This is a genomic window from Rhodococcus sp. USK10 (assembly GCF_019378875.1).
Taxonomy (GTDB): domain Bacteria; phylum Actinomycetota; class Actinomycetes; order Mycobacteriales; family Mycobacteriaceae; genus Rhodococcus_F; species Rhodococcus_F pseudokoreensis.
The window spans coordinates 2,793,529-2,806,818 of sequence record NZ_CP076048.1 but is presented as its reverse complement, the minus strand read 5'-3'; the positions used below and the strand labels follow the sequence as shown (position 1 = coordinate 2,806,818).

Below are 13,290 nucleotides of genomic sequence, written 5' to 3'. Positions count from 1 at the left end.
CCGAGCGCACCCCCTACTCCTTCGACGAACCCGAGGAAACACCCATGCCCAACCCCAGTCCCGGTTACTCCATCACCGTTCGCGTCACGGCCCCGGTCGGCGCAGGCACCACGTCGACCCTCGCGGGGGCGGTGGCCTCCGTGAAGGGCGCCATGACCGCGCTGGACGTGGTCGAGAGCCACCCCGACCACATGGTCATCGACGTGACCTGCGACGCGTCCGACGTCGAGCACGCCGAGCAGATCGCGTCGGCGATCGCGGACGTGCCCGGCGTCGTGGTGGGCAAGGTCAGCGACCGCACGTTCCTGCTGCACCTCGGCGGGAAACTCGAAGTGGTGCCGAAGGTTCCGCTCAAGCACCGCGACGACCTGTCCCGCGCGTACACCCCCGGTGTCGCCCGGGTCTGCACCGCGATCGCCGAGAACCCCGAGGACGTACGACGGCTGACGATCAAACGCAACACCGTGGCCGTCGTCTCTGACGGTTCGGCGGTGCTGGGGCTGGGCAACATCGGTGCCGCCGCGTCGATTCCCGTGATGGAGGGCAAAGCGGCACTGTTCAAGCAGTTCGCGGACGTCGACGCGTGGCCGGTGTGCCTGGACACCCAGGACACGGACGCGATCGTCGAGATCGTCCGGGCCCTCGCCCCGGTGTACGGCGGAATCAACCTGGAGGACATCTCCGCCCCGCGCTGCTTCGAGATCGAGGCCCGGCTCCGCGAGATGCTGGATATCCCGGTGTTCCACGACGACCAGCACGGCACGGCCATCGTGGTCCTCGCCGCACTCACCAATGCGCTGCGGGTGGTCGAGAAGAGCCTCGACACGGTGAAGATCGTGGTCTCCGGTGTCGGCGCCGCCGGGCATGCGATCATCCGCCTGCTGGTCGCGCAAGGGGCGACGAACATCGTGGCGTGCGGTCGGAACGGAATCCTCTCGCCCGACGACACGTCCGACTCGTTCCGCTCCTGGATCGCGAACAACACCAATCCCGAGGCCCGGTCCGGGTCGCTGCAGGACGCCCTCGCCGGTGCCGACGTGTTCATCGGTGTGTCGGCACCGGACATCCTGACGGGCAGCGACATCGAGACGATGGCGGAGCGGTCGGTCGTCTTCGCGCTCGCCAACCCGGTGCCCGAGGTCGATCCCGTCGCGGCGGGCAAACACGCCGCCGTCGTCGCGACCGGCCGGTCCGACTTCCCGAACCAGATCAACAACGTGCTCGCGTTCCCGGGTGTGTTCCGGGGTCTGCTCGACGCGCACGCCGTCGAGATCACCGACGACATGCTCATCGCCGCCGCCCGCGCGATCTCCGATTCGGTGTCCCCGTCGGAGCTCAACCCCACCTACATCGTGCCGAGCGTGTTCGACGCGGCCGTCGCGCCGGCCGTGGCGGCAGCGGTGCGCGGGGTCGCCGGCGCAGGTCGTGACGACGATGTCTGATCCGCTCGATCTGCTGTTCCGTGCCCCGCGGGTGATCACCGCGGCAGGGGAGGTCGCGCGCAGTGTGGGCGTGCGGGGCGGCCGGATCGTCGTCATCGAACCGTACGGTGCCCAACTTGACGCCGAGGTCGTCGTCGAACTGGGCGACGACGAGGTGCTGATACCCGGTCTCGTCGACACCCACGTGCACGTCAACGAGCCGGGCCGCACCGAATGGGAGGGTTTCGCGAGCGCGACCCGCGCCGCGGCCGCCGGCGGGGTGACCACGATCGTCGACATGCCGCTCAACAGCATCCCGCCGACCGTCGACGCCGCGGCCCTGGACGTCAAACGGCGGGTCGCGTCCGACCAGGCGTACGTCGACGTCGGGTTCTGGGGCGGCGCCGTGCCGGGCAACGTCCCGGACCTGCGTGCCCTGCACGACGCGGGCGTGTTCGGGTTCAAATGCTTCCTGCTGCACTCCGGCGTCGACGAGTTCCCGCCGTTGGATCCGGCGGAGCTCGAACTGGCGCTGAAGGAGGTCGCGAGTTTCGGCGCGATGATGATCGTGCACGCGGAGGACGCACACGCGATCGACCGCGCGACGTCACCAGGCGGCGAGAACTATGCCGACTTCCTCGACTCGCGGCCGCGGGGCGCCGAAAATCTCGCCATCGCGGAGGTCATCGAGCTGGCCCGGTGGACGGGGTGCCGGGTGCACATCCTGCACCTGTCGAGCTCCGACGCGCTGCCGATGATCGCGTCGGCCCGCAAGGACGGCGTGAAGCTCACGGTGGAGACGTGCCCGCACTACCTGTCGTTCGTCTCCGAGGAAATACCTTCGGGAGCAACGCAATTCAAGTGCTGTCCGCCGATCCGTGAAGCTGGGAACCGGGAACTGCTGTGGCAGGGCCTCGCCGACGGTGTGATCGACTGCGTCGTCACCGACCACTCCCCGTGCACGGTGGACCTCAAGCGATTCGACATCGGCGACTTCGGGGTCGCGTGGGGCGGCATCGCCTCGCTGCAGGTGTCGCTGTCCGCGGTGTGGTCGGAGGCCAAGCGTCGCGGGCACACCCTGAACGACGTGGTCCGGTGGATGGCGGAGAACCCCGCCGAGCAGGTCGGGCTGAACACGAAAGGGCACATTGCGCTCGGGTACGCGGCGGATTTCGCGGTGTTCGCGCCGGAGGAGGCCTTCGTCGTCGACGTGGCCGCCCTGCAGCACAAGAATCCCGTCTCCGCGTACGACCGGCGTGCCCTCGCCGGCGTCGTGCGCAGCACCTGGCTGGCCGGAAAACGGATCGACCTCGACGAGGCACCCCGCGGACGGCTGCTCAGCCGCGGACTGGCCTGACCCCGCCGCGACCCCGCCCGCTGTCGCACTGGACCGAAATGTCTAGTGCGGCAGCGGGTTTGTCGTGCTCGGGGCGGTGCGCCACCAAGATATATCCTGCGGAAATCATTGACCGGCCACTGTTGCCTGGCTCACACTTGAAGGGACCAATGGAACAAGCTTTCCGTGATACGGAAGTTAGTTCGCCGCCACGCAAGGACAGGCACATGCTCATAGACGACACAGTCTCGCGGCACACCACCACCGTCGACCACACTGCCGCCGCCGGCCGTCACACGACGAGTCCGAAACTCTACAACGCGGACCTGGCACCGACGAAGGCTGCAGGTCGTCGCTGGGGTTCCTACAGCATCTTCACGCTGTGGACCAACGACGTCCACAACATCGCCAACTACTCGTTCGCCATCGGCCTGTTCGCGCTCGGACTCGGCGGCGGCCACATGATCCTGTCGCTCATGATCGGCGCGGTCATCGTCTGCGTCGCCATGACCTACGCCGGATTCATGGGGCAGAAGACGGGCGTGCCGTTTCCCGTGATGAGCCGGATCAGCTTCGGCATCCGCGGCGCCCAGATCCCCGCGGTCGTCCGCGCGATCATCGCGATCGTCTGGTTCGGAATCCAGACCTACCTCGCGTCGATCGTCTTCCGGATCTTCCTCGTCGCCGTGGCGCCGTCCCTCGGCCGCTTCGACCAGAACTCGATCCTCGGACTGTCCAGCCTCGGATGGATCTGCTTCATCGGGATCTGGGCCGTTCAGATCGTCGTCCTCGTCTACGGGATGGAGGCCGTGCGCAAATTCGAGAGCCTGGCCGGCCCGCTGATCCTGGTCACCGTCGGCTCCCTGGCGCTGTGGATGCTGTTCCGCACCGACTTCTCCATCGCCTGGGCATCCGACAAGCCCGCCTCGGGTGGGGAGATGTGGCGGCAGGTCTTCGCCGGCGCAGCCCTGTGGATGTCGATCTACGGCACCCTGATCCTCAACTTCTGCGACTTCTCGCGACGCTCCCCGTCGAAGACCGCCGTCGTGCGCGGCAACTTCTGGGGCCTGTTCGTCAACGTTCTCGCGTTCGCCGTCATCGCGTTCATCCTGTGCGGCGCCCAGTTCCAGATCGACGGGACGATCATCGACAGCCCCACCGACATCGTCGCCGCGATCCCGAACACCCTGTTCCTGTCGCTGGCCTGCCTCTCCCTCGTCATCGTCACGATGGCCGTCAACGTCATGGCGAACTTCGTCGCACCGTCGTACGTCCTGTCGAACCTCGCCCCCGAGAAGATCAGCTTCCGCAAGGCCGGCATCATCAGCGCCTGCATCGGCGTCGTCCTGCTGCCCTGGAACCTCTACGACAGCCCGGTGGTGATCAACTACTTCCTCGGTGGCCTCGGCGCCGTCCTCGGACCGCTGTTCGGCATCATCTTCGTCGACTACTGGTTCATCCGCCGCACCAAGGTCGACGTGCCCGCCCTCTACTCGGACAGCCCGACCGGAACCTACTACTACCGCAAGGGATTCAATCTGCGAGCGGTGTACGCTCTCGTGCCCGCCGCCACCGTCAGCACCCTGTTCGCGATCGTCCCCGCCTTCCATCTTTTCGCCCCCTTCTCGTGGTTCATCGGAGCAGGTCTCGCGGCAGCCATCTACGCCGTCGTCGGCGACCGGACCCGGCACTACGTGGACGTCTCCGGCGAGTCGATCGCCGTGGACAGCGGCCACGGCGACCACTGACAGGAGATTTCGATGCGTATTCTCGTCGTCAACGTCAACACCACCACGTCCATCACCGACGCCATCGCCAAGCAGGCCGAGGCCGCGGCAGCACCCGGAACCGAGATCGTGGGGCTCACACCGGAGATCGGTGCCGAATCCGTCGAAGGGAACTTCGAGAGCTACCTCGCCGCGATCGCGGTGATGGACCGGGTGCGGTCGTACCCGGAACCCTACGACGCGGTGATCCAGGCCGGATACGGCGAACACGGCAGGGAGGGTCTGCAGGAACTGCTCGACGTACCCGTCGTCGACATCACCGAGGCCTCCGCGAGCATCGCGATGATGCTGGGGCACAAGTACTCCGTGGTCACCACCCTCGACCGCACCGTGCCGCTCATCGAAGACCGGCTCCGGCTCGCGGGCCTCGACACCAAGTGCGCGAGCGTGCGCGCCAGCGGTCTGCCCGTCCTCGCACTGGAAACCGACCCCGAACGCACGATCGCGGCGATCGTCGACGAGGCCGAAGCGGCCGTGCGCGAAGACAAGGCCGAGGTGATCTGCCTCGGCTGCGGCGGCATGGCCGGACTCGACGACCGAATCCGCGAACGCACCGGCGTGCCGGTGGTCGACGGAGTCGGTGCCGCTGTGAAATTGGCGGAATCTCTTGTAGGGTTGGGACTCTCGACCTCGAAGGTGCGCACGTACGCGCCGCCGCGTCCCAAGCGGATCACGGGATGGCCGCTCGCGAAGCCCTAGCTTGCGAAAAACGAGTCATTCAGACCGCCCTCACCCCGGGCGGACACACAGGCGCCCGACCCCGCGCCCGCAACGATGGAGTATCCCTTGCTCGAACAGACCACCACCTCCGCTGACCGTCCTCGCGCGGGCTCCCGCGTCATCCGTGAGGGTGTTGCGTCGTATCTGCCGGATATCGATCCGGATGAGACCACGGAGTGGTTGGAATCGTTCGATGGTTTGTTGGACCGGTCCGGTCCGACTCGTGCCCGGTATCTGATGTTGCGGATGCTCGAGCGGGCCGGGGAGAAGCACGTCGCTCTGCCGGCGTTGACGTCGACCGATTATGTGAACACCATCCCGACGGAGAACGAGCCGTGGTTCCCGGGCGACGAGGAGGTCGAGCGCCGGTATCGGGCGTTCATCCGGTGGAACGCGGCGGTGATGGTGACCCGTGCGCAGCGCCCCGGGGTGGGTGTCGGTGGCCACATCTCCACCTACGCCTCCTCCGCCGCCCTGTACGAGGTGGGGTTCAACCACTTCTTCCGCGGCAAGGACCACCCGGGCGGTGGCGATCAGATCTTCATCCAGGGCCACGCCTCCCCCGGCATCTACGCCCGCGCGTTTTTGGAGGGGCGGATCCCGGCGGAGCGGATGGACGGGTTCCGGCAGGAACACTCGCACACCGACCAGGGCGGCGGGTTGCCGTCGTACCCGCACCCCCGCCTGCTACCCGATTTCTGGGAATTCCCGACGGTGTCGATGGGTCTGGGCCCGATGAACGCGATCTACCAGGCGAGGTTCAACCACTACCTGCACGACCGCGGCATCAAGGACACCGCCGACCAGCACGTGTGGGCATTTTTGGGTGACGGCGAGATGGACGAACCCGAATCCCGCGGTCTCGCGCACGTGGCGGCCACCGAGGGCCTGGACAATCTGACGTTCGTGGTGAACTGCAACCTGCAGCGCCTCGACGGCCCGGTCCGCGGCAACGGCAAGATCATCCAGGAGTTGGAGTCGTTCTTCCGCGGCGCCGGCTGGAACGTGATCAAGGTGGTCTGGGGCCGCGAGTGGGACGCCCTGCTGCACGCGGACCGCGACGGCGCCCTGGTCAATTTGATGAACGTCACCCCCGACGGCGACTACCAAACCTACAAGGCCAACGACGGCGGGTATGTGCGGGAGCACTTCTTCGGCCGGGACCCGCGGACCAAGGAACTGGTGGCGAACCTGTCCGATCAGGACATCTGGAACCTCAAACGCGGCGGCCACGACTACCGCAAGATCTACGCCGCCTACGCGGCGGCGATGGCGCACAAGGGTCAGCCGACGGTGATCCTGGCGCACACCATCAAGGGCTACACCCTGGGCAAGCATTTCGAGGGCCGCAACGCCACCCACCAGATGAAGAAGCTGACCCTGGACGATCTGAAGAATTTCCGGGACCTGCAGCGGATCCCGATCTCCGACGCCGAGTTGGAGAAGGACCCGAAGATGCCGCCGTACTACCACCCCGGCCCCGATGCCCCGGAGATCCAGTACATGCTGGACCGCCGCAAGGCGCTGGGCGGGTTCCTGCCGCAGCGGCGCACCGGGGCGGCGCCGTTGCCGCAGCCCGCGGACTCCACCTACGACGTGGTCCGCAAGGGGTCCGGGAAGCAGCAGGTCGCGACCACCATGGCGTTGGTGCGGATCATGAAGGAGCTGCTGCGGGACAAGGAGATCGGGAAGCGGATCGTGCCGATCATCCCGGACGAGGCCCGCACCTTCGGGATGGACTCCTGGTTCCCCTCGCTCAAGATCTACAACCGCAACGGGCAGCTGTACACCGCGGTGGATGCGGAGCTGATGCTGGCGTACAAGGAGTCCGAGATCGGGCAGATCCTGCACGAGGGCATCAACGAGGCCGGCTCGACGGCCTCGTTCACCGCGGTCGGCACCTCCTATGCCACCCACGGTGAGCCGATGATCCCGCTGTACATCTTCTACTCGATGTTCGGGTTCCAGCGCACCGGCGACGGCCTGTGGGCCGCCGCGGATCAGATGGCCCGCGGCTTCGTGCTCGGTGCCACCGCCGGCCGCACCACCCTGACCGGGGAAGGGCTCCAGCACGCCGACGGGCACTCGCTGCTGCTGGCCTCGACCAACCCGGCGGCGGTGGCCTACGATCCGGCGTTCTCCTACGAGATCGCGCACATCGTCAAGGACGGGCTGCGCCGGATGTACGGCGGCACCGACGGTGTGGACGGGTTCGGTGGCGAGGACATCTTCTACTACATCACCCTCTACAACGAGCCCTACTCCCAGCCCGCCGAACCGGAGAACCTGAACGTCGACGGCCTCCTCAAGGGCATGTACCTGTTCAAGAAGTCCCAGGCATCGGGCCCGAAAGCTCAGATCCTGGTCTCCGGTGTCACCATGCCCGAGGGTCTGCGGGCGCAGGAACTGCTCGCCGACGAGTGGGGTGTGGCCGCCGACGTGTGGTCGGTCACCTCCTGGGGTGAACTGCGCCGGGAGGGCATCGAACGCGAACAGCAGGCCCTGCGGGACCCGGGCACCGACGCCCCGCTGCCCTACGTCACCCAGGCCCTGTCGGATGCGGCCGGCCCGTTCGTGGCGGCGTCGGATTGGATGCGCGCCGTCGCCGACCAGATCCGCCAGTGGGTGCCCGGCTCGTACACCACCCTCGGCACCGACGGGTTCGGGTTCTCCGACACCCGCCCCGCCGCCCGCCGGTACTTCAACGTCGACGCCGAATCCATCGTCGTCGCCGTCCTGTCCGCCCTCGCCGGCGAAGGCACCCTCGACCGCTCCAAGGCCGTCGAAGCCGCCACGAAGTACCGCATCGACGACGTCCGCGCCGCCGCCGTCTCCTACACCGACACCGGCAGCGCCTAGAACGGAATCGAAAATCCCATGACAGCAACAGTTTCCGAAGATCTCCCGGTAGCTGGCCGGCAGGATGCCGCGTCGGCCCGGCGCGCGAAGATCGTCTGCACCCTCGGGCCCGCGACGGCCACCGGCGATCGCATCCGCGAACTCGTCGACTGCGGAATGGATATCGCCCGGCTCAACTTCAGCCACGGCGACCATACCGATCACGAGGCGAACTACCACCGGGTGCGCGACGCATCCGATTGCACCGGCCGGGCGGTGGGCATCCTCGCCGACCTCCAGGGGCCGAAGATCAGATTGGGGCGCTTCGCGGAAGGCCGCGCCGTCTGGGACGACGGCGACGTCGTGCGGATCACCGTCGACGAGTGCGAGGGCACCCACGACCGCGTGTCGACCACCTACAAGCAGTTGGCCGAGGACGCCAGGCCGGGCGACCGGTTGCTCGTCGACGACGGCAAGATCGGACTGATCGTCACCGGGGTCGACGGCAACGACGTGGTGTGCCGGGTCACCGAGGGCGGTCCGGTCAGCAACAACAAGGGGGTGTCGCTGCCGGGGATGAACGTGTCCGTTCCGGCCCTGTCGGACAAGGACATCGCCGACCTCGAGTTCGCACTGCGTCTCGGTGTCGACCTGATCGCCCTGTCGTTCGTGCGATCGGCGGCCGACATCGAACTCGTCCATGCCGTGATGGACCGGGTCGGCCGCAGGGTCCCGGTGATCGCGAAACTCGAGAAACCGGAGGCCGTCGACAACCTCGAGGCCATCGTGCGCGCATTCGACGCGGTGATGGTCGCCCGCGGCGACCTGGGCGTCGAACTGCCCCTCGAACAGGTGCCGCTCGCGCAGAAGCGGGCCATCCAGGTCGCCCGCGAGAACGCGAAACCCGTGATCGTCGCGACGCAGATGCTGGAATCGATGATCGAGAATTCGCGGCCGACCCGCGCCGAGGCGTCCGACGTGGCCAATGCCGTTCTCGACGGTGCCGACGCCGTGATGCTGTCGGGCGAGACTTCCGTCGGCAAGCATGTGATGGAGACGGTCCGCACCATGGGCCGCATCATCAGCGCGGTGGAGGAGAAGTCCACGCACGTTCCGCCGCTGGGGCACGTGCCGCGCACGAAGGGCGGGGTCCTGTCCTACGCGGCCCGCGACATCGGGGAACGATTGGGCGCCGCGGCCCTCGTCGCGTTCACGCAGTCGGGCGACACGGTGCGCCGGATGGCGCGCCTGCACACACCGCTGCCGCTGCTGGCGTTCACCCCGCTCCCGGAAGTGCGTGCTCAACTCGCGCTGACGTGGGGGACCGAGACGTTCCTCGTCGACCCCGTCGCGTCGACCGACGAAATGATCCACCAGGTCGACCACGCGCTCCTCGGCCTGGGCCGGTACCAGCGGGGAGATCTCGTCGTCATCGTGGCGGGATCGCCGCCGGGCACCGTCGGTTCGACCAACCTGATCCACGTCCACCGAATCGGCGAGGAAGACCACTGAACGGATGTGAAGTTGTAACCGTACGGCCGTCCGCTATTGACAGAACTCGATGGACACGGTTTTCTCTATGTCAAGATACGAAACTGTGTTTTCGCATCGTGGAAGTTTTGCCAAGTGCGGAAGGTGAGTCATTTCATGACTGAGCGTGTTGAGGTCGGCGGTCTGCAGGTCGCGAAGGTGCTCTACGACTTCGTGAACGAGGAGGCGTTGCCGGGCACCGGGATCGACGTCGACGGTTTCTGGTCGGGTGCGGTGAAGGTGTTCGAGGACCTGGCGCCGAAGAACCGGGCCCTGCTCGCCACCCGCGACGAGCTGCAGGCGCAGATCGACCGGTGGCACCGCGACCACACCGGCACCCCCGACCCGGCCGAGTACCGGCAGTTCCTGACCTCGATCGGCTACCTGGTGCCCGCACCGGCCCCGTTCGAGGTGTCCACGGCGAACGTGGACACCGAGATCGCCTCGACCGCCGGCCCGCAGCTGGTGGTCCCGGTCCTCAACGCCCGCTTCGCCCTGAACGCGTCCAACGCCCGCTGGGGGTCGCTGTACGACGCCCTGTACGGCACCAACGCCATCCCCGCGGACGGCGGCGCCGAGCCGGGCACCTCCTACAACACGGTCCGCGGCGACAAGGTCATCGCCTGGGCCCGCCGGTTCCTCGACACCGCCGCCCCCCTCACCGGCGGCTCCCACGCCGACGCGGTCCGCTACACCGTCGACGGGGACACCCTGCGGGTGGAGTTGGCCGACGGCACCGTCACCGCCCTGGCCGACCCCGGCAAGTTCGTCGGCTACCTCGGCGACCCGGATGCGCCGTCGTCGGTGTTGCTGCGCAACCACGGCCTGCACGCCGACATCCAGATCGACCCCACCTCCCCGATCGGCCAGACGGACCGGGCCGGGATCAAGGACGTCGTCCTCGAATCCGCGGTCACCACCATCATGGACTTCGAGGACTCCGTCGCCGCCGTCGACGCCGACGACAAGGTCATCGGCTACCGCAACTGGCTCGGTTTGAACCGCGGTGACCTGACCGAGGAGATGACCAAGGGCGGGAAGGCCTTCACCCGCCGGCTGAACCCGGACCGCACCTACACCGCCCCCGACGGCACCGACCTCACGTTGCACGGGCGGTCGCTGCTGTTCGTCCGCAACGTCGGGCACCTGATGACCACCCCGGCGATCCTGCACCCGGACGGCACCGAGGTCCCCGAGGGCATCCTCGACGCCCTCCTCACCTCCCTGTGCGCCATCCACGGCCTCACCCGGTCGGAGGCGTCGGGGCCGCTGGTCAACTCCCGCACCGGGTCGATCTACATCGTCAAACCCAAACAGCACGGCCCCGACGAGGTCGCGTTCACCACCGAACTGTTCGGCCGCGTCGAACAGGTCCTGAACCTGCCCGCCAACACGTTGAAGGTCGGGATCATGGACGAGGAACGGCGCACCACCGTCAACCTCGCCGCCTGCATCCACGAGGCCCGTGAGCGGGTGGTGTTCATCAACACCGGGTTCCTCGACCGCACCGGCGACGAGATCCACACCTCGATGGAGGCCGGGCCGATGATCCGCAAGGCCGAAATGAAACAGCAGACCTGGATCACCGCCTACGAGGACTGGAACGTCGATGTCGGCCTGGCCGCCGGCCTGCAGGGGCGGGCGCAGATCGGCAAGGGCATGTGGGCGATGACCGAACTGATGGCCGAGATGCTCGAGCAGAAGATCGGCCACCCGAAGGCCGGCGCGAACACCGCGTGGGTGCCGTCGCCGACCGGGGCCACCCTGCACGCCACCCACTACCACCAGGTCGACGTGTTCGCCGTCCAGGACCGACTCAAGGGGGCGCCGCGGGCCACCCTCGAGCAGATCCTCACCATCCCCCTCGCCCCGAACACCGACTGGACCGCGGAGCAGAAGCAGCAGGAACTCGACAACAACTGCCAGTCCATCCTCGGCTACGTGGTCCGGTGGATCGACGCCGGCGTCGGCTGCTCCAAGGTCCCCGACATCCACGACGTCGCCCTGATGGAGGACCGCGCCACCCTCCGCATCTCCTCCCAGCTGCTGGCGAACTGGATCCGGCACGGTGTGGTGACCGCCGACCAGGTCGTCGCCTCCCTGCAGCGGATGGCGCCGGTGGTGGACCGGCAGAACGAGGGTGACCCCACCTATCGGCCGCTGGCCCCGGACTTCGACACCAACATCGCGTTCCAGGCCGCCAAGGAACTCATCCTCGACGGCACCAACCAGCCCTCCGGCTACACCGAACCGATCCTGCACCACCGCCGCCGCGAATACAAAGCCGCCAACGCCTGACCCCCACGTGAGTGGCAAAGCGTGCGGGAGCACACTTTGCCACTCACGTATCAGGTGAGGTTCACCGTCGCGAAGATGTCGCCGGTGGGCTGGGTGGAACCGCCGGGCGGTTCCACACTGAACCCGAGTGCCGTCGACTGATCGATGTCGTTCACGACCGCGGTCGTCGACGGTGACACGTCGTCGGCCTCCATGATCCCGGCGGACACCGGTTCATGGGACGGCCCGAGCAGCCACATCTGATAGACCGAACCGGGCTCGGGCGGTGGGACGTCGTTCATGACCAGCAGTCCGGCGTCGACGTCCTTGGAGTACACGACGGTGGCCGAACCACCACCGGCGATCGGTGCTGCCGCCGTGCGGACGTCGTCGGCGGCGAGGATCTGCGCGGGCACGGGTTGGGTTTCGTCGCTCTGCAACTGCTGGGCGACGGTGATGCCACCGACGGCGAGGACGATCACCGCGGCCGCCGCACTGAGAGCGCCGAGGAGACGCCTGCGTCTGCGGGCACGAACCTCGTCGAGAGCCACCGGCGCGGGTGCCGAGGCGGTGCCGGGCAGGGCGTCGAGGATGCGCCCGAGCAGGTAGTCCGGCGGGTCGACCGCGGTGGACGCGGACTGGGCGGCCATCGTCTCCTGCACCCCGCGCACAGCGTTGTCGAATTCGAGGCGAACGTGCGGCGGTGCACTCTGGATCGCGGTGTCGATCTCGAGGCGCTGCTGATCGTCGACGGCGTCGAGGGCGTACACCTGAGCGAGGTCGAGGATGTCGTGCTGGGACTCATCCATCGAACTGCACCCCCAGACATTGCTTGAGCCTGATCAATCCGTCTCGAATTCGTGATTTCACCGTGGGAAGCGCCACCGACAACCGTTCCGACACTTCCCGGTAGGTCAGCCCCCCGTAATACGCGAGGACCACGGTTCGCTGCTGGACTTCGGTGAGCGTGCCGAGGCAGTCGACGACGTCGCTGGTGTCGCCGCGCCGGGTGACTTCCTCCGACACCGCGTCGAACGGTCCGTACCAACTCGAGGCGCCGTAGGCGGCTTCGCGTTCGGATCCGGACTGCTCGGACCGCACCCGGTCGACGGCGCGGCGGTGGGCGAGGGTGATCAGCCACGACAGCGGCGACCCCTGCTTGGGATCGAATTTCGCCGCGTTGTTCCAGACCTGCAGGTACACCTCCTGCGTGGTTTCCTCGCTGTATCCGGGATCGCGCAGCACCCGCAGCACCATGCCGTACACCCGCGTACTGGTGCGTTCGTAGAAGTCGCTGAACGCATCCCGCTCGCCGCGCGAGATACGCGCCAGCAACGCCGTCAGCGTCACGTTCTCCGTGTCCCTGTCGACGCCGGTCATC

General features: G+C 67.5%; 9 protein-coding genes. 7 read left to right on the top strand and 2 right to left on the bottom strand.

The window, feature by feature from the left end:
* The first annotated feature begins 44 nt into the window (after positions 1 to 44).
* The 7 genes from I1A62_RS19960 to I1A62_RS19930 all read left to right on the top strand — a co-directional run bounded on the left by I1A62_RS19960 (position 45) and on the right by I1A62_RS19930 (position 11,930).
* Positions 45 to 1,442 carry an NAD-dependent malic enzyme gene (locus tag I1A62_RS19960; RefSeq protein ID WP_124395892.1) on the top strand — a complete coding sequence of 466 codons (1,398 nt, stop codon included), beginning with the start codon at positions 45 to 47 and terminating at the stop codon, positions 1,440 to 1,442.
* Positions 1,435 to 2,778, top strand: a complete 1,344-nt coding sequence (gene allB, locus I1A62_RS19955) for an allantoinase AllB (protein WP_219459533.1) — start codon at positions 1,435 to 1,437, stop codon at positions 2,776 to 2,778. The genes I1A62_RS19960 and allB overlap by 8 nt, the downstream gene beginning before the upstream one ends.
* Positions 2,779 to 2,984: 206 nt before the next feature.
* On the top strand, positions 2,985 to 4,505 hold the full coding sequence (locus I1A62_RS19950; RefSeq protein ID WP_219459532.1) for an NCS1 family nucleobase:cation symporter-1: 1,521 nt from the start codon (positions 2,985 to 2,987) through the stop codon (positions 4,503 to 4,505).
* A gap of 12 nt (positions 4,506 to 4,517) precedes the next feature.
* Entirely contained in the window at positions 4,518 to 5,243 is a 726-nt protein-coding gene (locus I1A62_RS19945; RefSeq protein ID WP_219459531.1) for an aspartate/glutamate racemase family protein, read from the top strand.
* Between the two features lie 75 nt (positions 5,244 to 5,318).
* Positions 5,319 to 8,123 (top strand): pyruvate dehydrogenase (acetyl-transferring), homodimeric type, encoded by a 2,805-nt coding sequence (gene aceE, locus I1A62_RS19940; RefSeq protein ID WP_219459530.1) that lies wholly within the window; start codon positions 5,319 to 5,321, stop codon positions 8,121 to 8,123.
* 18 nt (positions 8,124 to 8,141) lie between these two features.
* On the top strand, positions 8,142 to 9,614 hold the full coding sequence (gene pyk, locus I1A62_RS19935; protein WP_219459529.1) for a pyruvate kinase: 1,473 nt from the start codon (positions 8,142 to 8,144) through the stop codon (positions 9,612 to 9,614).
* A 135-nt stretch (positions 9,615 to 9,749) separates the two neighbouring features.
* A complete protein-coding gene (locus I1A62_RS19930) occupies positions 9,750 to 11,930 on the top strand; it encodes a malate synthase G (protein WP_219459528.1) in 2,181 nt (726 codons plus the stop codon).
* Between the two features lie 50 nt (positions 11,931 to 11,980).
* On the opposite strand, the gene I1A62_RS19925 is transcribed toward I1A62_RS19930, so the two are convergent.
* Together I1A62_RS19925 and I1A62_RS19920 are read right to left on the bottom strand one after the other, a co-directional pair.
* Positions 11,981 to 12,718 carry an anti-sigma factor domain-containing protein gene (locus I1A62_RS19925; RefSeq protein WP_124393859.1) on the bottom strand — a complete coding sequence of 246 codons (738 nt, stop codon included), beginning with the start codon at positions 12,716 to 12,718 and terminating at the stop codon, positions 11,981 to 11,983.
* Positions 12,711 to 13,289, bottom strand: a complete 579-nt coding sequence (locus I1A62_RS19920) for a sigma-70 family RNA polymerase sigma factor (RefSeq protein WP_087558783.1) — start codon at positions 13,287 to 13,289, stop codon at positions 12,711 to 12,713. Before I1A62_RS19920 ends, I1A62_RS19925 begins: the two co-directional genes overlap by 8 nt.
* Position 13,290 lies beyond the last annotated feature (1 nt).

Excerpts from the sequence above, each read along its gene's own strand:
- I1A62_RS19960 (WP_124395892.1), top strand. The coding sequence starts at position 45 with ATGCCCAACCCCAGTCCCGGTTACTCCATCACCGTTCGCGTCACGGCC.
- allB (WP_219459533.1), top strand. The coding sequence starts at position 1,435 with ATGTCTGATCCGCTCGATCTGCTGTTCCGTGCCCCGCGGGTGATCACC.
- I1A62_RS19950 (WP_219459532.1), top strand. The coding sequence starts at position 2,985 with ATGCTCATAGACGACACAGTCTCGCGGCACACCACCACCGTCGACCAC.
- I1A62_RS19945 (WP_219459531.1), top strand. The coding sequence starts at position 4,518 with ATGCGTATTCTCGTCGTCAACGTCAACACCACCACGTCCATCACCGAC.
- aceE (WP_219459530.1), top strand. The coding sequence starts at position 5,319 with ATGGAGTATCCCTTGCTCGAACAGACCACCACCTCCGCTGACCGTCCT.
- pyk (WP_219459529.1), top strand. The coding sequence starts at position 8,142 with ATGACAGCAACAGTTTCCGAAGATCTCCCGGTAGCTGGCCGGCAGGAT.
- I1A62_RS19930 (WP_219459528.1), top strand. The coding sequence starts at position 9,750 with ATGACTGAGCGTGTTGAGGTCGGCGGTCTGCAGGTCGCGAAGGTGCTC.
- I1A62_RS19925 (WP_124393859.1), bottom strand. The coding sequence starts at position 12,718 with ATGGATGAGTCCCAGCACGACATCCTCGACCTCGCTCAGGTGTACGCC.
- I1A62_RS19920 (WP_087558783.1), bottom strand. The coding sequence starts at position 13,289 with ATGACCGGCGTCGACAGGGACACGGAGAACGTGACGCTGACGGCGTTG.